The following is an 18,414-nucleotide window of genomic DNA, read 5'->3' as shown; positions in this document are numbered from 1 at the left end:
GCCACCTGGCTATTACCCCAGCCGCTCCATCCGCGTCTCCCCCTCCATCATCGACAGCTGATACAGCGAAAACGATCGGTGCTTCTCAATCAACTGCGCCAGCTCCGGCGAGTGGCTGGTGAGCCAGATCTGCGAGTAGCGGCTGGCCTCGGCAATGAGGCTTGCCAGAGCGGGCAGCATCTGCGGATGCAGGCTGTTTTCCGGTTCGTTGAGGGCGATGAATGCGGGAGGGCGCGGGCTTAGCAGCGCCACCGCCAGGCACAGAAAACGCAGCGTCCCGTCGGAGAACTCTGCCGGTTCCAGCGGCCTGCTCAGCCCCTCGCGCTGCATCATCATGCGGAAGCGCCCGCCGGTGTTGTCGCTGTAAAACACGCAGCCGGGGAAGGCCTGGTCGAGAATGCGCATCAGCAGCAGCTCGTCGCCAATTTCGACAATGGTCTGAAACGCGGCGGCCAGGTTCGCGCCGTCGCTGGCCAGCACCGGGGAACGAAAACCCACCTGCGGCGCACGGATCGCCGAGCCGGATGAGACGGAAAACTCATGATAAAATCGCCAGTTACGCAGGGACTCGCGCATCTGCGACACTTCGGGATAGAGGTGCGGTTCGCCTAGCTGCCCGAACACCGACTCGTTCTCATACAGCGTACCGCTGTGGGTCACTTTTTCGTGATGCACGTTGTTCAGGAAAACCGCCTGATTCTTACGCTTCATCAGCTGTGACGACGGACGACGGTGCTGGCCGCTCAGCCAGATAGCTTCCTCTTTGATCACCGGATCGAGCTGAAACTGTGAGGGATAGGGCAGCTTTTCCACGAACCCGACCTGAAGCTCATATTCATAGGTTTCCGTTTCCACCGCCAGGTTCATGCGCCGCAGCTGATCGCTGCGGGTTTTGCCCGCCCAGAACACTTTCAAAATCCCCCCCTCGTTTGCCAGCGCTTGGGAGAATTGCCCCTGAGCCGCGCTGTGCATCAGGTAAATCGCTTTATAAATATTGGATTTTCCGGTGCCGTTGGGGCCGAACACGATGTTGAGCTGTTCCAGCTCAAGCGACATATCGCGAATTGAGCGGTAGTTTTGAATATGCAGATTTTTGATCATCGGGGTACTCCGCTGTGCATGCTTAACCTGTACAGAATTACAGTATTTTACGCTGAGCGCAAAAAAAAGACGACAGTGAGGGTGTCGTCTAAACGGGGTACAGCTTTGGGCCTCTGTGGGTCAATGGGCCTTCGCTTCTTTCTTATCAGGTAACGGCCAGACGCAGACCCAAATCATCAGGATAGGGATCAAAGTAGTTTTGCGTCATCAGATAGCGGTCAGGGTATTCAGCCAGATAATGCTTAAGCAACGTCAGCGGCGCGAGGATCGGCAGCAGTCCGTCCCGGTAATGCAGGATCACATCACGCAGTTCTCCGCGCTGGCGGCTGTTCAGCTGGTTACGGAAATAGCCCTGAATGTGCATCAGCACGTTAGTGTGATTCTTCCGCGAAGCGGGTTTTTTAAGGATATTCATCAGTTTGTCGCGATAGGCCACGAAAAACGCGTCCAGATCGTCCCACTCATGCAGTGATGCCACGAACGGACCAATTTCACGGTAGCCTGCCTGATGGTGCGCCAGAAGCTGAAGCTTATAGCGGCTGTGAAAGTCCAGCAGGGCACGGCGCGTCAGGCCATTTTTACGCATTACGTTCAGTTCGTGGAGAGCAAAAACGCGCTCAACAAAGTTTTCCCGCAGTACCGGATCGTGCAGGCGACCGTCTTCTTCGACGGGCAGCCAGGGGAAAGTTTCAAGGAGGGCGGCGGTGAACAGCCCGACTCCCTCCTTGCGGCCCCGGTTGCCGTTTTCGTCGTACAGCCGCACGCGCTCCATGCCGCAGCTAGGGGATTTTGCACAGACGATAAACCCTGACAGATCGCCGATTTTCGGCAGATAATCTGCCGTAAATGCGGCCATCTTCTGCGTGACGTCATCGTGCGGCGCTTTGCTGAATCGCATTTCTGTCTCGCCGCCAGTGGTCATCACCAGGCGCAGCGCCGGACGAGGCGTGGGCAGGCCGATAGCCATTTCAGGGCATACCGGGCGGAAAGCGACCCACTGCGCCAGCTCATCCATCACAAAGCCCATACGCTTATGTCCGCCGTCAAAGCGAACGGCGGAACCGGTCAAACATCCGCTAATACCCAGCACAGGTTTTGTTGTCATGATGTGCACCTCCCGATCTCATATCTAAAAGTTACACAACAATTCGTATTTGTCCAAGTATTGACGGGATTATTTTCTAATCGTCTTTAAAATCAAGAGCAATCAGCTGCCCTTGTAGGTTGAGTAACCGTACTGGCTGAGCAGAAGCGGGATGTGCAGTTTTTCATTGGTGCGGGTGACGGTGAACAGCACCGGCACTTCCGGGAAGAAGGAGTCCAGCTTTTTGCCGTGGAAGTAATCTGCGGTTTTGAAGGTCACTTTATAGACGCCTGGCGCCATATCCTGATCCTGCGGATAGAGCGATTTAATACGCCCGTCGTGGTCGGTTTTACCGCTGGCAATCGGGGTCCACTTGTCCTGCTCCTGCTTTTCCAGCGTGACGGCCACATCCGCTGGCGGCATACCGGTTTGCTGGTCCAGAACGTGGACGCTCAGGGTGCCTGCCGGGGCGCTGAATGCGGCAGGGGCGAAAGCCATTGTAGCCAGCATCATCAGAGGGAGTGTCTTTTTCATCGTGTTTTCCTGTTGAGTTGTCGGTGACAGGAAAACGTTAGCACTCGCTGCGCGAAAAAATATTCAACTTTTCGTGAAGTTTGCCACAGCAGAAAATAATCAGAGGATAATTACCTCAAGGGAAACTTGCTGCTGCCACTGCGCAACCTGCTTTTTTCGCGCGGCGGTAAGTTTACCGCTGGTAACCAGCAGCCATTTGCGATCCGGAAAAATTTCCGGGGCCAGCGCGGCAGGGGGAACCGGCAGTATGTCGATGCGGTGGCCCTGGCCGGTGCGCGTCAGGGCTTCAAGCCAGATCTCACACGGGTCGTTCAGATGCCAGCCGCTGATGAGGATGTTATCGCCCGGCGCTTTTTTATCGCCCTCAAGGCAAAACGAGGTATAGGCGATGAGGATGCCGTCGAGGATCTCACGCAGCGTCATGGCGGCGGCGACGTTGGCCGATATCTGGCTGCGCAACGGACGCAGCACGTTAGTGACCAGCTCTGGCCTTGGGTATTCGCGTCCGGCGTCGTAAATCATCTGACGCAGGGATTCAATTTTCCCCTCCTGCAACTTTTGCAGCATGGCCTGTTGCAGGGTTTGCCAGTTATTGGCGCGGCGCGGCACAGGGCGTTCCAGCAGTGATTTTACCTGGCCGATGGGTACGCCTTTTTTAACCCAGTCGAGGATTTTCAGCGCCTGCTGAACGTCCTCATCGCTGTACAGGCGGTGACCGCCGTCCGTACGCTCGGGTTTGAGTAATCCATAGCGTCGCTGCCACGCCCGCAGCGTGGTGGCGGTGATGCCGCTGAGTCTGGCGAATTCGCCGATGGAGTAAGCCATGTCTGCATCCGAAGAGAAGGAGTAGTCTCAATATACTACGAATATTCCCCGACGGGATGAAGCGCCGCACGGGTGCGCTACACTTAACGTCCAACCGCGTAAATGAAAGGAGTTCTCATGAGGCTATGGCCTGTCGTTACCGGTGTCGCCATTGCGCTGACGCTGGTTGCCTGTAAATCTCCCACGCCGCCGAAAGGCGTGCAGCCCATTACCGGCTTTGATGCCAGCCGCTATCTCGGCAAATGGTATGAAGTCGCCCGACTGGAAAATCGCTTCGAGCGCGGTCTGGAACAGGTGACCGCGACGTACGGCAAGCGCAGCGATGGCGGTATCAGCGTACTGAATCGTGGCTATGATCCGGTGAAGAACAAGTGGAATGAGAGCGAAGGAAAGGCGTACTTTACCGGCGAACCGACTACGGCTGCGCTGAAGGTATCGTTCTTCGGCCCGTTCTACGGCGGCTATAACGTGATCAAGCTGGACGATAAGTACCAGTACGCGCTGGTCAGCGGCCCGAACCGCGACTACCTGTGGATTTTATCGCGCACCCCGACCATTCCGGATGCGGTAAAACAGGACTACCTGAATACCGCACGCGATCTGGGCTTCCGGGTCGATCAGCTGGTGTGGGTAAAGCACTGACCTACTGATACGAAAAGGTGATGCTTGCCAGGGCGTTAGCCGAGCCGGGGACCAGCTCTCCGGTTCGGATGTACTGCGCCTGGAACGGCAGCGACAGCGTTTGTGCTGCGCTGGTGGTCTGGATGAAAAACTGTCCCGTCGTGCCTGCGGCCGAGCTGTCTGGCCCCATCATCAGCGGCCCGGTACCGTTATAGAAAAACTGTACGCCAATGCCGGAGGCCGTGGAGTCCCCGGTCAGCGTCACGACCGACGAGGTATTTGACGGCGTGGTCTGATCGGTCATTACTGCGTTAACCGCCACGTTCTCATCGCAGGTCAGGCTGACGTTAAACGCCTCCGATGGCGAGGTACTGCCTACGCTGGGTAGCGTGTGAACATCAATGGTGCCCAGGTCGACGTTGGCGCTTTTCGTGCCTACCGTGCAGCCGCTTGCCGTCACCGTGATGGTGGTCGGGTTGATGATCACCTGCGCGGTTTTCACTTCGTTGTTATAGGCCGTCAGGATCGCCGCATTAATGGTGGGGGTCTGGTATACGCCGGATTTCAGCGGAACGCCGGTCTTGATAAACGTCACTTTTGCCGACCAGCCCAGTGTGGAGGCGTAACCGTTAGTCCCGTCGGCCGGATAACTCTGCGTAATGCCCGTCTGCATCGGGACATAGGTGGTGCCGTTATAATCTTTAAGCCCAAGAATGAAGCCGATGCCGGGCACGCCCGTTTCAAATACCATGTAACTGGCGCCATCAAGAATAACCGTGATGCCGGTGGCCGTTACGCTGCTGCTCGGCTCCAGCGTCCCTTTGGAGCAGGTAAATACCAGGCCGCACCAGAACACTTCCGAGACGCTCGCAGTGGCGCTCCATTCAGAGCCGATCGTCTTTCCAGGCACGATGGAGTCTGCCGGGCCGGACCATGACATGGGTGTTGGCGAAAGGGTGATATCCGATGTCCAGGAGAGGGCAAGCGCCTGAGACGTCATGAAAAACAGGCATAAATACAGTAAACGCATTATTGATACTCCGTCGTCCAGGTCGCCACTGCCGAAACGTCTCCGGCATTGACCGGCGCACCCGTGGAGGCCAGTCGCGCATAGAAGGTCATTTTTACGCTGTCATCCCCCGCCGCGCCGTAAGCAGTGGTTTGGGTGTCCAGCGGGATAAGTACGCTGTCTTTATCCAGAATCTGCACCGCCACGCCGGTCGCGCCGCCGTCAGCGACTTTCAGAAGCTGCGGGTTCTCGTCATCCGGCGTACCGCTGAAGCGGATTTTCACGCCAGCAAAGGTAGGGCCGCACGCTTCAAGGGTGAGCGTGAAGGGCGTTTTGATATTGCTGACTGCCCCCGCCTCGCTAAATTGCTTCACGCCGAGGGTGCCCAGCGGCACGTTTTGCTCCTTCGAATCTTCCGAGACAATACAGGTATTGCCGATCACGTTGCCGGTCACGGAAACCAGCACGTCATAGCCGTGTACGGGGACGGTGATGAACATCAGCAGGATCAGGGGGAGAAACCGGACGGTTACTGACATATGACCTCCTGGGAATACAGCCCGGTGCGGGCCTGATAATTTTTCGGGTTCAACGCATAGCGGATCGTGCAGCGCTGGGCGCTGTCGCGTCCCCATACGGCATGCAATGTTCCCTTCGCTGACAGGCCGGTCAGATACACGCTGCCGCCATCGCCGACGATACCGCTGGCGTTGTCATCCTCTGACGAGACCAGCGTGCCGAAGGGGAGCACGTCTTTAGCGTGACGCACGATAAACATCGCTTTTGCCCCCTGACGCGTGGTGAGGGTGGCGCGAACCAGTGCCCCGTCGGTGGGGATTTTATTGGCGATGGCGTTCTCAAGCTCCACGTCACTGCCCACGGTGGTGACATCCAGCGCAACCTGATTAACGCGATACGGCGTGGCGTACGGGATCACCGCATAGCCCCGGCTGTCGGTTTTGATGCCCCTGTGGTTGAGCACGGCGACATGGCTGGCGCCCGGGGCTTTCACCAGGATATTGGTGTTCCCGAGTGGCTGGCTCAGCGTCAGGCCATCCTCATGCAGCACCGCACCGCCGCTCATCCCGTAGCTGAGGTTGCGGGAGTTACCGGCGTAGCTGTAGCCCAGGTTATAGTCTCCCCACGCGCCCTCGTATTGCAGCGCGGCATCGCCGCCGTAGTGCTGCTGTGCGCTGTAGCGCTGGTTGACGCTATAGAAAAGATTCTCCTGTCCCGGCAGATAACCACTGACACCGGTACTGGCGGTGGTGCCAGCGGGATCCGCATGGGTAGCGGTAAAACGGAGACGGGTCGACAGCGCCGGGTTACCCAGCGGCACCGACAGGGACAACGCAAGGATATTGTCTTTCTTGTTGTCGTACAGGCTAGAGCTACGCTGGGCGCTGATGCCAAGCGACAGATTACGAAACGTTGCGTTCCACGCGAACTGCAAACTTTGCGTGGTTTTTGACGTATTCCAGTAGGTTTGTTGATCCCAGGACAGAGACAGCGCGCCGTATTCGCCCATCGGCTGCGACAACAGCAGCTGATTTTTTGCCTTACGCGACATATGCAGGTTGTAAACCGTGTCGTAGCGGGTGGTGACGGTGCCATCGTCTTCTACGGTCTGTTCTGGCGCTCCGCCCGCCATGCCTTTGTAAGTGGTATCGCTGAGGGTATAAAACCCTGCCGTTGAGTAACGCAGCGAGAAGAAATTGACCCGCGTACCGATATCGTTCAGCAGCTTGCTGTACCGCAGGCGCACCGAATCCCCGGTGTAGTGCTGATTATCAGCCAGCTGGCTGCGGGCATGGGTGAGGTCGAGGGAGTAGGCGCCAAAGCGGCCGAGATTCTGCCCGATACCGAAGGCCAGGCCGTTGTAGCGATCGGAAAACTGCGCCCCGCCATAAAACGTGAGGCCGTATCGCCAGCCCAGGAACAGCTCGCCCTGCGCGAAGGAGGGCGAGATCTGATTGCCCGCAGGACGGTATTTCCCGGCCCCCAGAGCATATTTGACCTGACCGTTACGCACCAGATTCGGCACGCTGGCAAAGGGCAGGGTGTATTGCGTCTGGCTACCGTCGCTCTCCTGAATGGTGACCGCGAGATCGCCGCCGGAAGAGGTCGGATAGAGATCTTTCAGCACAAACGCCCCCGGCGGAACCGAGGTTTGATAGATAACGTTACCGTTCTGGCGAACCGTCACCGTGGCATTGCTGCGCGCAATGCCGCGCACTTCAGGCGCGTAACCGCTCAGGCTGGCGGGCAACATATTGTCATCGGTCTTCAGGGCAATCCCACGCAGGCCAACGGCGTCAAACACCTGCGATGAGGTGAACGTTTCACCGGCATAAACCTGGGCACGCAGGGCGCGGATATCCCGCTGTAGCCAGGTCTGGACGTGGGTGAGCTCGTTACTCTCTTTGGTCCACGTGGTGAAATCACGCAGCCGCCATGCGCCCAGGTTGGCGCCGCTGTTCAGGCTCACAAACAGCTGTTGTTCCCGCGTGCGCGTCTCGCCCCGGTAGTCATTATTCGCGCCATTGACCACATAGTTCAGCCACGCGGCAGGGATGCCGGATTCCCAGCTCTCCGGGCTGACGTACCCGCGCGGCAGAGCGCGCATCGCGTTTTGCGGTACGGTGAAGTTGAGGGTAAGCGTCCTCTGGTCAAAATCAAACCGGATATCGGCGAACGACCGGGTTAAAAAAATGCAGCGCTGCGCAGGCGGCAGCTCACCCCCTTTCGCCTGACGGCTGTCGATGCCAAGTGCGGCGAATTGCGCAGGTGTAAGGCACGGCAGGGCTTCACCGGCGGTGTTTTCAGCGACGCGAAACGTGACGTTACCTGTGAACGCGAACTGGGTGTTGATATACACGTTAAGATTGTACTCGCCCGGCGGCAACGCGCTCCCGGCGTTGACCCAGGCGAGGTCGGCGCTGTTTGCCTGTTCGCCGTTAAGAAACGCAGGATTAAAGTGCAGCTCGCTTTCGGCAGCCACGGCTTGCCGAATCACCAGGGCGATCGCCGTGGCGCACAGGATTTTAATTTTCATGTGGTCACGCCTTACTGTTTTTATTATTGGGACAATGACGTGCGGGTGACGGGCGTCCAGGCCCCATAATCGTTAATCGTCTGGTAGCTCATGCTGCTCGCATGGCTGAAGGTGTCTGCCAGCGTCACGCTGGCTTTCGGCGGCACCATGACGGGCGACACCGGCCTGCCATCAATTTTCAGGTTAATGGTGGTGAGGTAATACGGCGTTGGGTTGGTCAGCGTGACCTTGCCCGCGCGGTAGGCGCCTGCAAGGTTTTTCCATGCCTCTCCTGCGCCTTCCCGAAGCGACTCAGGGCGATAAAAGACCTTGATGCGGTTGGCAGAGGCGAATTGCAGCGAATTGCCGGAACCGTTTTTAACCTGCTGTGGGATAGCTTTGACCGTCATCCAGTACAGCGTTTCGCGATCGGCTGGCAGTGCGTTGCCGCTGAACATGATTTTCACCGCGCTTTCGCTGGCGGGCTTCATGACGTACAGCGGCGGCGTGATGACGAAGTCGTTGGTACGGCTCCCTTTCTCGTCTTCCATCCATGACTGGATCAGGAACGTGGCATCAGGGTGGGTATTTCTTACCTGCATCATCGTCTGCGTCGTCGCGCCTGCGTAGACCAGCCGCGTTGCACCCAACCCCACGCCGCCTGCATACACGGCGGATGAACATAACGTGCCAGCCAGACAAATCCATGTGTTTACGCGCATTGTGCGTCTCCTGAAAGCTGAGTCAGACCCGGCCAGCAGACCGGGCCTCAAGATTACGAATAGGTCACGGTGTAGGTTGCGACCGCGCTGGCATCACCCGCCGTGGCGTTGCCCAGTGGGGAGTAATATTTCGCGCTGAAGTTCAGGGTGTTCGCCCCCGCACGCAGGGGGATCGCTGCTGCCGGCTCACCCAGCCTGACGACGTTGCCCTGTTCATCATAAAGACGGATAGCGACATGCTGCGCCGAGCCCGCGCCGCCGTTTACTCCCGCGGCCAGGCTATTCACATCGGTACTGTCCGGCGTACCGGTGAAGGTGATAGCCACGGTCGTTGCGGCAATGGGGTTATCTTCCGTGGACGCGGAGGTATCGGCGATTTCGCAATCCTCCAGCGTGATGGAGAAGGCTTTTGCGGTACTGGCTTCACTGCCTGCGGCAGCCAGCGTGGCGGTACGCACTTCACCCATGTCGACGTCGATATTCGCGCTACCGGCGCTGATGGCACAGGCGGAGGTCACCACTTTACCGCTAAAGTTAACCGTGCCGCCGCTGGTGGTGGCGGCCAGTGCTGAGCCCGCTGGCAGCAGGGCGGCAATGCTTAATGCCAGCAGAGAATGGCAAGTAAGGCGTGCTTTCATTTCATGGTTCCTTGGTTTTTTTATTACGAGATTTGCTCTGAAAGCGGCAGGTCTAACTGGTTAAAAAGACCAGCAAATCTGTCTTATTCCTGAGCCCGAGTTTTCTTATCGCTGAGCTTTTTAAAGCGCTCACGCGGCGATAAGAAAGTTTCTCCAGTTCTGCGATGTAACGTATATCCAGTCCGTTCCTGAGTTCCTTTAATACCCTCCTTTCTCCAGGCGTCAGCGATAACGCCGCTGGCTGCTTTTGGGGCCGATAATGGCTATCGACCATTTTTGCTAGCTTTATCCGCCACTGATAAACCGTGTTCTGTAGCGAGATATAGGCATCAATATCTTCCCTGGCCCATAACAGGGAATGGGCAGAGGTTGAGTACAGGCAGATAATCACCTCTGGATGCGTGGCTTTGATTTTTTTTAAATATTTCAGTGAGCCATACCCTGTATGGTATTTCTCTGCGCCGGATATAAATAAGATATCGATACGAATCGACGACAGCGCCTTATCCAGTTCCTGATAACCTCCTTCGATGATAATGATGTGAAGGTCGTCGCGGATGCTGCGTAATAACGTTTTAATGCCGTTTCTTGCATAATGATCGCCGCCCATCAATGCAACAGTAATATGCTGTGTTATTTGGTTATTGTTCGTCATGTTATTCCTCGAATTATAATAGTAATCAGGCGAATTATTTATAAGGGTATCGCCAGTATTCTCGAAGCAATGACGTATTGCATAGTGTAGGCCTACTATACGTCGGCCAATAAAGAGGTAATCTGAATTAATCTAAAATTGTATTAATTACTGAGATCGAGACCGGTTACGACGCTTCCCTCTGATTGGTCTTATTCCGCTTCGCTTTCGGTAAATTATGATAGCCGCTATTTTTAATGAAAATTTAGCTTTGATAAATGTTTTGTAAGGAGTTTGTCGTCTGGTGTCAGTGCGGGTGTGAAGTTGCTGACGGGGAATAACAATTTACGAATGTTATCATCGATAAAAACTGATAGAGAGGTGGGTGAAAAGCATACAAAAGCCATGTAACTTATTGATATTTGTCAGGTTGAGAAAACTTAAGGCTTAAGAGTACTGAATATTTCAGACACGCATGTCCGTGGCGTACAATGTTTTTTTATGTAGATATTTGTCAATGTCAAGAGGCGAGGAGTGCGCCAAAAGGAGAGGCTCTGATAAAAGAGATGCTGTCGATAGTCAGATACTTCTGTGGAGCGGAAATTCACTTCACAAAACATCATAATGAGGATGGTCGCGGATGAAGCGGCTCTGCAAGCCCCATTCTACAAGGGTTGAGTTCTTATGCAGGTTCAGTGAAGTTTAAGGGATGAAATATAAATTAAGATTTTTCGCCAATGGCGAAGATATACAGCATGCCGTTAATCAGTCACATTAATCCCGACGCGAATGTCATCACATACATGCGGTGACTCAGGTTCAACATCTGTTAACCGGAGAATTCATACTGCCCCTATGCATAAGCATTACATTATAAATAATATCGTCGAATTTCATCCTGCGGCCAGCACGTTACGTGATATCAACAATCCTGACCGTGTGGTTGTGTTAAATTCGCCAGCAGGCCGATGCCTGTTGTTATTAATCGACAGAGCGGGGTCGATTGTCACTCAGCAAGAGTTCCTTGATATTGTCTGGCAAAGCCGCGGCATGCTTGTCTCCTCCAATACCTATTACCAGAACATCTCCATTCTGCGCAAAGGGCTCAAAAAGATTGGTTTTGAAACTGACCCTATCGTTACCATTCCCCGTATTGGGCTGACGCTGGCAAGCGACACGCAAATAACCGTCAGAGAGTCTTCGCCTGTCGCGCCTCAACCCGCAGAGGGACAATGTGTGGAGGCGCCAGCGATCGAGGAGGTCTCTGCATCCTCCGCGCCAGCAGCGCCCGTTGCCAGGAAGCCCACGCGCTGGCTGGCTGTCGTTATGGGGCTATTGGTCATCCTGGCCGGGGCAGGCGTGACGGGATATATGAGCGCCAGGGAAAACCGTTTTGTTGAGGATTACCGTTTTGCGGCATCCATCGGGGCCTGTCGCGTTTATCTTGCGAACGACATTCAGACTCACGCTGAACGCGCTTCCGCGCTGACCTATGTAGAACAATTCAAGGCTGAATGCGCGCAATATCCCTGGGTGTACATCAGCTGGTACGCCCTGCTTCCTCGTGCGTCGGTTATTCGCTGCGACCGGCCAATGAAAGAACCGAACCGCTGTATATCTGATTATTTCCTGAAGGATAGCTAGCATGACTCGTTTTCGGCAGATGCTGTATGTCATCGTGACGGGCCTCGTCACGGCAGGCGTGCTGACGGGCTATTACCTGTGGCACCGATCTTACGTTCAGCCTTTTTCATGCCAGGCTAATCTGGTACAGCACCATCCGGATGAGACGCTGACGGTCTGGCTGAATTACACCTTCGACGGGAAATTCGGCACCCTGAGCATGAATGGCCGGGCAAAGAGCGATCCGGGTAAAACCATCGACAGGAAAATTTCCTTTCGGGTGGAGAGAAAAGATCGCCTCTATTTGCTGACGTCAGAAAAAAATATGACGTTCCCGGACGATAATGTCGAAGACAGCTGGCTGGAAAAATATGAACCGCAATTTTTTGTCTATCCGGGCAAGAGTATTTATATGCGTATCAATGAACAACATAATGGTAACTATATCTTTACCTTAGGAACATTACCGACATATGTGTGTCGTGGTTCAAAAAAAGAATGATGTAAACGAGAAAAGCATTATATTTTCCTCCCGTCTCATTTATGCTTGATTTAAAATATCAGGATTATCTTAGAAATATAAAGTGCGACAGATCATGTTGCGATAATGTAATTAATTTTAAATTTGGCAAGTAAATGAAAAGTGTATTTGACTCCTCCGATGGGGGGAAATCAGTACCGGAAAAGTGTCTGCATATTGGGTTGATATTATGGCCCCGTTATTCACTTCTGGCGGTATCTGGATTGCTGGAAGCGCTGCGTTATGCAGCGAAAGCTCAGGATAAATTAGCATTTAAAATCAGCCTGATAAGTGAATTTCCTGATATCCCGATTATCAGCAATGCGGGGATTATCATGAGGCCGGATTCTCCCCATGCGCCGCCGGACAGTTTTAACTACCTTGCTGTTATCGGCGGTGAATTGCAGTATCTGGACTTAGGGTATCAGGGGGATAAAGCGTATCTGGCACATGCCCACCATGCCGGGGTTCCGCTCATTGGCATTGGCACCGGCAGTTTTGTCCTCGCACAGGAAGGATTGCTGAATGAACGACGAGCGTCCATCCATCCTTTCCACCTTGATGCATTTCGGCAGGCTTTCCCGCTGGTTTATGCTGAGCAAGGGTATGATTTCATCGACGATGGCGATGTGCTGACCTGCCCGGGCGGTATTTCCACCCTGACGCTGGCAACTGAGCTTATCCGCGCCCATGCCGGGGATGATATCGCCAGCACCACCTGTCAGCGTTTGTCGCTCGTTCCGCATGAAATTGCCACCCCACGTCCGGCGAATCTTGCGCTTATCCCTGACTCGCGGTTGCGCCGCGCCGTCATGCTGATTGAACAGTTCCTGACCCGGCCGCTCACTACCGCCGGGCTTGCGCGAGAAGTGGCATTGAGTGAACGCCAGCTCAACCGTCTGTTCCACGCAGAATTCGGCAAAACGGCCCGCGAATTTATCCGCAGCGCCAGACTGCGCTATGCTTGCTGGCTGCTGAAGAACTCGCAGCAAAGCGTGACGGATATTGCGCAGCGCATGGGATTCAGCGATTGCGCGCACTTTATTCGTCATTTTCAGACGGAGTATGGCTGTACGCCTGGGGTGTGGCGCACGTCGCAGAATTAATTTTCTGAGGTGGATGTAAAATGCGGCTTATATAGTTGCGCCATCAACTACAGATACAATCGCGCTAGAGATGAAACGCAACCTGCTTGCCAGTGGGTAGTTCCACGTTAATGCTAAGTTTTCCCCCCATCGCTTCGATGTAACGCTTAAGCGTAGCAATCTTCAGATCGTTTCCACGCTGCTCCAGCTGTGTTACCGCAGGTTGACTTACGCCCATAAGATCGGCGACATGTTTTTGCGAAAGCTGGAGCTCTTCACGCAGAAGTTGCAGACCGGTTTCGAGGAACATTTCCTCTGCCATCTCCTGAATGCGCTGTTGGCTTTCCGGTGAGCGTGACGCAATCACTTCATTTAAGGTTTTCACTTGGCTGCCTCGCTGGCAGTTGTTCGATAAAACCGAACAACTGCATTTTCGACCCGTCCACCCTTATCAGAAATGCTTCATAAGGATAATGTCTGTAAGCTCGTAGTATGCCAGAAACAGCCGCTAAGCCAGGTGGTTTGTATTTGATTTTGCGAGGTGCTTTCCAGGAAGCTGTGTTTGAATCGCTGCAAGCGCGTCTTCTATCTCGGTGAGCTTTGCCTTCGTCCTTTTATAGTCGTCCTGCAACCTCTGCTCCTGCTCGTTATACGCCACCAGAACGATGCATCCTTTCATGACCTTTACTGTGACCTGCTGTCCAGTATCAAACCCCGCCGCGCGCAGCCACTTGCCGGAAAGGATGATTTTCGGCGTAGATTTGTCGTAAACATTCGGGCGGTATCCCACAATTAACGAATGCTCGGTTCCGGATTGGTCGGTGTCTGGGGTAGAATGCGAATCAGCCATAATCAACTCCTTGATAGTTGGTGAGGTTAGACGCCCTTTAGTGCTCCAACACTGCTGGGCGTTGCAGAATTCCGAATCCATGTGGTAGGTACCACATGCAGATAAATTAACCGAAGTGGTACCTACCATGCATGAGAAAAAGAAACCAAATTTTGACCGCACTAAGAGCACGATGAAGAATATTCGGTTCGAGGATGAGCTTTTGGAGCAGATTGAGAAGGCTGCGGGGAAAGGGAACTTTAGTAAGTGGGTCAAAGAGGCTTGTAGGCTTAGGCTTTTGAGTAAGTAGCAATCAAAACTTTTTTGATAGCGGTAAGGAATAATTAAATGATAAGTTTGAAATGCATAGTCCGAACTTATCATTTGTAAACATTATGAAATAAAACTTTATTAATTTATTTTTAACCGAATCTGCTTTTAAATTTTTGCGAACTAACTTTTCGTTGCATTTTACCATTGCAATTAGGACACAAATGTTGTTTCTCTCCATCTATTTTCCATGTGTAGTATTTTCTCTTGAAATAAGTATGGCAGATATCACATTGTCTTGGTTTTAATATGGCAACAAGTATTGCTATTAAAATTACAGCACCTACAATCCATTCCATAACAGCTTCCCTAGAATATTATTTCAAAATAAAGGAAAGGATAACACTCACTACTAAAATCAATAAGTGATCATGTTCACATAAGGGAACTGCAAGGTGGGACGATTTAATGTTGGACGTGTTTTTATTAAAAGAGTGGACATTTTTGGCGGAAGATCACAGGAGTTCTTTTTTTGATATAACCTTCTGTTTTTATTGGTTTTTACTTTAAGGTGGTGTTTGGTTTATACACATCGCTATACACATTGTTCCAAATGTATGGTTCAATCTGACGGATAAAGCTAAAGTCCCTTCATCATCTCTAGAGCTGTTTCAATTAACTCTTCTGAAGGTTTAAATCTAGACATATGACGGACACATATTACAGGGATTTTCACATCATTTAGTACGGCTGAGAAAGCGAAAGTTGTGTAATAACCCTTTTGCTGCGTATAGATGAGAGTGCTTGGATCACCGAAGTGTTTTAGCAAAATATTTGCTGCTGAAAGGGATTGTAGACTGTTGCTATAAGCGATAATCAGTTCAGGCTTACACAGAGGGATTGTGACATTCTCAAAAAATCTTGTTGAGTATTTTACGAGTTGTTCGACAGTTAGTTTGTGTCGACTCGCTTCCTGTTTAAGTGCTGAGGCATTGATTGAGCACATCATTAGAGCATTCGTAAATACTACGTCTTCCCATCTGTAACCGAGGCTGATAGGTAGCTGTTGTAGTCGCTTAGCTAGGTGAGTAATTCCCCATTCCCCTTGCGTCCCTAAATGGGCATTCGAGACAAGAGGCTTTGAATGATCCTGAATAATAGACTGGCTGTTGGTCATATGGGAATCAGCCGACGAACCATTGAAGCCCATCACAATGAGGCGTTTGCGTATAGGTGGGGAGGCTATTAATTCAAAAGCAGAATCGTAAGGCCTGCCGGGCAAATCAGCCAAGCCATAGCGAGAAAGCCCTCCAAGAATAAAGTCTCTAGTCTTATCCATTATTCAAATTCTCTTGCGAAGCCTCATACCGACATCATACGCAAAAAAACTTTTTTTGCATTTAACTGTTCACACTGTTCACCTTTTCTTTTTTATCAATAATTTCATGGAGATACAGGGTGAATATACGGTGAAGGGTGAACAGTGGAGTGTTCACCCTATGGCAATTGCCGGAAAGAAAAAGACCGGCTGTAGCCGGTCTGGAGTGGGTTATGTCGCTGCGGGTTCATCGCATTTCGGCAGCCAGTCGCCGTAGCTTTCTTCTTTCAGCGACAGGTTGGTCTGTATCCCCTGCTTTGTGTGCCGCTTTTCATAATTTAGGCCGTACTCTTTCAGCATCATGGGCAGCCCCAGCCCGAACATTTTCAGGCTGAGCACGTTTCTGTACCCGTTGGCCTCCATATAGGCCAGATACGCGTGATAGAGATACTTACGGTAATTACGCGGGACGATGCTGGCATTACCCATAAACATCCCGCTGGTCTGCGGCAGCATTTCCAGATAGCCGCAAAAATCAAACGTCGGGTCAGCATCGCGCTTGATGCTGAGCGCCTCGTCGGAGTTCTGCTGCGACTGGAGCAGTGCGCGCGCGGTCATCGGGTCGCTGAATTTCTGCATAAGCTGGCGCACGATAACGGCCAGCTCGCGTGCAATTTTATCCCTGAGCTGCGGGTCGCGTTCCTCCGGGGCAATCTGCTCCGGGAAATGAATAATCACCCGGCGACGTGACACGCCGCCACTGCGGTCAGTGAAGCGCATTGGGTTATTGTTCACGGCCAGAATCACCGCCGGGATATGCGTTGAGTAAGGATTCTGGTATTTCGGGTCAACTGAAACTGCATCGCCGCCGGTGATGGCCTTCAGCCCTGCGCCGTCACCACTCCATTTTTCCTGGTCAGGCAGACGGATTAGCGAGAAGCCAATCAGGGAGGCACGCTTGCGCGGGTCTTCCAGCGTGTCGATATCGGCCGACGTGGCGTTATCCTCTCCGGCGAGCAGGGTCGCGATTTCGGCCAGTATACTTTTACCGCTGCCACCCGGACCGGTGACTTCGAGAAATAGCTGCCAGTCGTAACGGTTCGCCAGCACCATAAACAGCGCAGCGAGTATCACGTCGCGCTTTTGTGGATTTTTACCGGCCGCCCGGTCGAGCCAGCGCCAGAAGTTCGGCGCGTGAGTTTCCAGCATTTCGCCTTTTACCGGCGGGGTAAAATCCACGTCGCACAGCGTGCGCAGCCAGTGCGATTTATGATGTGGACTGAATATGCCGCTTTGGGTATCGAGTACCCCGTTGCGAAAGCCAATCAGACGCCGTGCCGGTGCGACCTGCTGCGGAATAATCAGTTTCAGGGTCTCCACCACCGAGGCAATTTTCCCGGATGAGAACGGGGCGCGCAGGCGCTGGAATAAGTCAGCCACATTCCGTGAAAAAGTGGCTGCCGGGATATTTTTCCAGATGCCGTTTTCATAGCGGGACAGGAGCTGGCCGTTCGCATCCACGGCCAGCGCTTCGCCGTAATGTTCATGCACCCGCAGAGCCTTGTCGCTGGCGCTCATGGCGGTAAATTCCGCCTCGCTCATGGTATCAAACGGACTTTGCGCCGGTGGCCGGACGGCGTCATAAATGGCGTTCCGCGTGGCCTCCCCGCCATTCTGCATAAACGCATCATTCCAGTCACCGAACACCGGCGGCAGGGCGACAATGCCCTCACAGGTTTCTGCGGCCGCAGCGGCTTTGTTCTGACCATCGCCGTTCAGGTCACGGTCGGCGGCGAGGACAATCTGACAGGCCGGGTGTTTCTGGCGGACAAGGCTCGCCAGAGAAAGGAGGTTCACGGACGACAGCGCCACCATGACGGTTTCGCCGGTCAGGTGATGCACGGTGAGCGCGGTCGCATAGCCCTCCGTTATCCACAGGCGTTTTCCGGCCTGTTTTTTCCCTTCGATGGTATGGCACGCTCCTTTTACCGCCCCGCCTTTCAGGGTGCGTTTGAGACCGTCAGAACTGATAAGCTGAAGGTTTACCAGCGCGCCGGTATCGTCATACAGCGGGACAACCACATCCCCGGCGCGGAACGTCACGTCGCCGGTTTTGTGTGTGGCCGACAGTACCGGACATTCCCGGTCGGGGAAGCCCTTGCGGGTCAGGTAGGCGTTGCCGCTGGCCGGTCGGGTGTTCTCCATGAGCCTGACGGCCAGCGCGGCCGCCGCCTGGCGGTCAGCCTCCGTTTCAGCCTCTGCGGCCGCAATCACTTCGGGGGCAATCGGTGGCAGCTTGCCGGTCACTGCATCCACCTTTCCGGCGGCCTCTGATGCGGTCATACCGAACACTTTCTCTACCAGCTTAAGACCGTCACCCGCACCGCACTGGTTACAGAACCATGTGCCGCGCCCCTCTTTATCGTCAAAGCGGAAGCGGTCAGAGCCGCCGCACACCGGACAGGCCTGATGGCGGTTTTTAATGACCTTCACACCCAGCGCCGGGAGAATGCGCGGCCAGTGGCCGCACGCCTGTTTTACCGTCTCTGTTACGTTCATTTTCATCG

Annotated in this window: 20 protein-coding genes; 5 read left to right on the top strand and 15 right to left on the bottom strand. The window is 53.7% G+C overall.

The genetic code is table 11. The features are described from left to right. Positions 1-12: 12 nt before the first annotated feature. The 4 genes from SK51_RS03720 to SK51_RS03705 form a co-directional block, all read right to left on the bottom strand. Positions 13-1,101 carry an AAA family ATPase gene (locus tag SK51_RS03720; RefSeq protein WP_023305168.1) on the bottom strand — a complete coding sequence of 363 codons (1,089 nt, stop codon included), beginning with the start codon at positions 1,099-1,101 and terminating at the stop codon, positions 13-15. Between the two features lie 145 nt (positions 1,102-1,246). Next, positions 1,247-2,206, bottom strand: a complete 960-nt coding sequence (locus SK51_RS03715) for a YbgA family protein (protein ID WP_022646596.1) — start codon at positions 2,204-2,206, stop codon at positions 1,247-1,249. 102 nt (positions 2,207-2,308) lie between these two features. Further along, positions 2,309-2,719, bottom strand: a complete 411-nt coding sequence (uraH, locus tag SK51_RS03710; protein ID WP_017383647.1) for a hydroxyisourate hydrolase — start codon at positions 2,717-2,719, stop codon at positions 2,309-2,311. Positions 2,720-2,818: 99 nt separating this feature from the next. Then, entirely contained in the window at positions 2,819-3,544 is a 726-nt protein-coding gene (locus SK51_RS03705; RefSeq protein ID WP_022646597.1) for a MerR family transcriptional regulator, read from the bottom strand. Between the two features lie 117 nt (positions 3,545-3,661). Here SK51_RS03705 and SK51_RS03700 point away from each other — a divergent pair, with 117 nt between their 5' ends. Continuing rightward, a complete protein-coding gene (locus tag SK51_RS03700; RefSeq protein ID WP_023305169.1) occupies positions 3,662-4,186 on the top strand; it encodes a lipocalin family protein in 525 nt (174 codons plus the stop codon). 1 nt (position 4,187) lies between these two features. Here SK51_RS03700 and SK51_RS03695 read toward each other — a convergent pair whose 3' ends face one another. The 6 genes from SK51_RS03695 to SK51_RS03670 are packed head-to-tail and all read right to left on the bottom strand — an operon-like array spanning position 4,188 to position 10,223. Further along, positions 4,188-5,195, bottom strand: a complete 1,008-nt coding sequence (locus SK51_RS03695; protein WP_023305170.1) for a fimbrial protein — start codon at positions 5,193-5,195, stop codon at positions 4,188-4,190. Continuing rightward, complete coding sequence (locus tag SK51_RS03690; protein WP_023305171.1) at positions 5,195-5,713, bottom strand: fimbrial protein; 519 nt, start codon at positions 5,711-5,713, stop codon at positions 5,195-5,197. The genes SK51_RS03695 and SK51_RS03690 overlap by 1 nt, the downstream gene beginning before the upstream one ends. Next, entirely contained in the window at positions 5,704-8,229 is a 2,526-nt protein-coding gene (locus tag SK51_RS03685) for a fimbria/pilus outer membrane usher protein (protein WP_023305172.1), read from the bottom strand. Before SK51_RS03685 ends, SK51_RS03690 begins: the two co-directional genes overlap by 10 nt. A 23-nt stretch (positions 8,230-8,252) precedes the next feature. Further along, positions 8,253-8,930: a fimbrial biogenesis chaperone gene (locus SK51_RS03680; protein ID WP_022646602.1), complete on the bottom strand. Its 678-nt coding sequence runs from the start codon at positions 8,928-8,930 to the stop codon at positions 8,253-8,255. A 53-nt stretch (positions 8,931-8,983) separates the two neighbouring features. After that, on the bottom strand, positions 8,984-9,568 hold the full coding sequence (locus tag SK51_RS03675) for a fimbrial protein (RefSeq protein WP_023299002.1): 585 nt from the start codon (positions 9,566-9,568) through the stop codon (positions 8,984-8,986). A gap of 52 nt (positions 9,569-9,620) precedes the next feature. Beyond that, positions 9,621-10,223, bottom strand: a complete 603-nt coding sequence (locus tag SK51_RS03670; RefSeq protein WP_022646604.1) for a helix-turn-helix domain-containing protein — start codon at positions 10,221-10,223, stop codon at positions 9,621-9,623. 834 nt (positions 10,224-11,057) lie between these two features. Here SK51_RS03670 and SK51_RS03665 point away from each other — a divergent pair. The 3 genes from SK51_RS03665 (at position 11,058) to SK51_RS03655 (ending at position 13,451) form a co-directional block, all read left to right on the top strand. Further along, positions 11,058-11,846 carry a winged helix-turn-helix domain-containing protein gene (locus SK51_RS03665; protein ID WP_023305173.1) on the top strand — a complete coding sequence of 263 codons (789 nt, stop codon included), beginning with the start codon at positions 11,058-11,060 and terminating at the stop codon, positions 11,844-11,846. A gap of 1 nt (position 11,847) precedes the next feature. Then, positions 11,848-12,327: a hypothetical protein gene (locus tag SK51_RS03660; protein ID WP_022646606.1), complete on the top strand. Its 480-nt coding sequence runs from the start codon at positions 11,848-11,850 to the stop codon at positions 12,325-12,327. A gap of 242 nt (positions 12,328-12,569) precedes the next feature. Next, the gene (locus SK51_RS03655) at positions 12,570-13,451 is read left to right on the top strand and encodes a GlxA family transcriptional regulator (RefSeq protein WP_032670896.1); all 882 of its coding nucleotides are present in this window, start codon (positions 12,570-12,572) and stop codon (positions 13,449-13,451) included. Positions 13,452-13,515: 64 nt separating this feature from the next. On the opposite strand, the gene SK51_RS03650 is transcribed toward SK51_RS03655, so the two are convergent. Beyond that, positions 13,516-13,815, bottom strand: a complete 300-nt coding sequence (locus SK51_RS03650; protein ID WP_023299004.1) for a helix-turn-helix domain-containing protein — start codon at positions 13,813-13,815, stop codon at positions 13,516-13,518. Between the two features lie 123 nt (positions 13,816-13,938). Next, positions 13,939-14,280 carry a SymE family type I addiction module toxin gene (locus SK51_RS03645; protein ID WP_023305175.1) on the bottom strand — a complete coding sequence of 114 codons (342 nt, stop codon included), beginning with the start codon at positions 14,278-14,280 and terminating at the stop codon, positions 13,939-13,941. A gap of 127 nt (positions 14,281-14,407) precedes the next feature. Between SK51_RS03645 and SK51_RS23825 the strand changes: the two genes are divergently transcribed. Continuing rightward, complete coding sequence (locus SK51_RS23825) at positions 14,408-14,569, top strand: YlcI/YnfO family protein (RefSeq protein WP_065212817.1); 162 nt, start codon at positions 14,408-14,410, stop codon at positions 14,567-14,569. 112 nt (positions 14,570-14,681) lie between these two features. On the opposite strand, the gene SK51_RS23820 is transcribed toward SK51_RS23825, so the two are convergent. The 3 genes from SK51_RS23820 to SK51_RS03635 all read right to left on the bottom strand — a co-directional run bounded on the left by SK51_RS23820 (position 14,682) and on the right by SK51_RS03635 (position 18,412). Further along, complete coding sequence (locus SK51_RS23820) at positions 14,682-14,888, bottom strand: hypothetical protein (RefSeq protein ID WP_071788007.1); 207 nt, start codon at positions 14,886-14,888, stop codon at positions 14,682-14,684. A gap of 281 nt (positions 14,889-15,169) precedes the next feature. Next, the gene (locus SK51_RS03640; protein ID WP_048206597.1) at positions 15,170-15,868 is read right to left on the bottom strand and encodes a hypothetical protein; all 699 of its coding nucleotides are present in this window, start codon (positions 15,866-15,868) and stop codon (positions 15,170-15,172) included. A gap of 210 nt (positions 15,869-16,078) precedes the next feature. Then, the gene (locus SK51_RS03635) at positions 16,079-18,412 is read right to left on the bottom strand and encodes a primase-helicase zinc-binding domain-containing protein (RefSeq protein WP_048206596.1); all 2,334 of its coding nucleotides are present in this window, start codon (positions 18,410-18,412) and stop codon (positions 16,079-16,081) included. Between the last annotated feature and the right edge of the window lie 2 nt (positions 18,413-18,414).

This window comes from Enterobacter sp. MGH85, assembly GCF_001037655.1.
In the GTDB taxonomy this organism is placed as follows: Bacteria; Pseudomonadota; Gammaproteobacteria; order Enterobacterales; family Enterobacteriaceae; genus Enterobacter; species Enterobacter intestinihominis.
This window is presented reverse-complemented; position numbering and strand designations above follow the sequence as displayed.

Coding starts and splice junctions, on each gene's coding strand:
- SK51_RS03635 (WP_048206596.1), bottom strand. CDS start 18,412: ATGAAAATGAACGTAACAGAGACGGTAAAACAGGCGTGCGGCCACTGG.
- SK51_RS03680 (WP_022646602.1), bottom strand. CDS start 8,930: ATGCGCGTAAACACATGGATTTGTCTGGCTGGCACGTTATGTTCATCC.
- SK51_RS03670 (WP_022646604.1), bottom strand. CDS start 10,223: ATGACGAACAATAACCAAATAACACAGCATATTACTGTTGCATTGATG.
- SK51_RS03665 (WP_023305173.1), top strand. CDS start 11,058: ATGCATAAGCATTACATTATAAATAATATCGTCGAATTTCATCCTGCG.
- SK51_RS03645 (WP_023305175.1), bottom strand. CDS start 14,280: ATGGCTGATTCGCATTCTACCCCAGACACCGACCAATCCGGAACCGAG.
- SK51_RS03690 (WP_023305171.1), bottom strand. CDS start 5,713: ATGTCAGTAACCGTCCGGTTTCTCCCCCTGATCCTGCTGATGTTCATC.
- SK51_RS23820 (WP_071788007.1), bottom strand. CDS start 14,888: ATGGAATGGATTGTAGGTGCTGTAATTTTAATAGCAATACTTGTTGCC.
- SK51_RS03715 (WP_022646596.1), bottom strand. CDS start 2,206: ATGACAACAAAACCTGTGCTGGGTATTAGCGGATGTTTGACCGGTTCC.
- SK51_RS03695 (WP_023305170.1), bottom strand. CDS start 5,195: ATGCGTTTACTGTATTTATGCCTGTTTTTCATGACGTCTCAGGCGCTT.
- SK51_RS03660 (WP_022646606.1), top strand. CDS start 11,848: ATGACTCGTTTTCGGCAGATGCTGTATGTCATCGTGACGGGCCTCGTC.
- SK51_RS03705 (WP_022646597.1), bottom strand. CDS start 3,544: ATGGCTTACTCCATCGGCGAATTCGCCAGACTCAGCGGCATCACCGCC.
- uraH (WP_017383647.1), bottom strand. CDS start 2,719: ATGAAAAAGACACTCCCTCTGATGATGCTGGCTACAATGGCTTTCGCC.
- SK51_RS03720 (WP_023305168.1), bottom strand. CDS start 1,101: ATGATCAAAAATCTGCATATTCAAAACTACCGCTCAATTCGCGATATG.
- SK51_RS03640 (WP_048206597.1), bottom strand. CDS start 15,868: ATGGATAAGACTAGAGACTTTATTCTTGGAGGGCTTTCTCGCTATGGC.
- SK51_RS03675 (WP_023299002.1), bottom strand. CDS start 9,568: ATGAAAGCACGCCTTACTTGCCATTCTCTGCTGGCATTAAGCATTGCC.
- SK51_RS23825 (WP_065212817.1), top strand. CDS start 14,408: ATGCATGAGAAAAAGAAACCAAATTTTGACCGCACTAAGAGCACGATG.
- SK51_RS03685 (WP_023305172.1), bottom strand. CDS start 8,229: ATGAAAATTAAAATCCTGTGCGCCACGGCGATCGCCCTGGTGATTCGG.
- SK51_RS03700 (WP_023305169.1), top strand. CDS start 3,662: ATGAGGCTATGGCCTGTCGTTACCGGTGTCGCCATTGCGCTGACGCTG.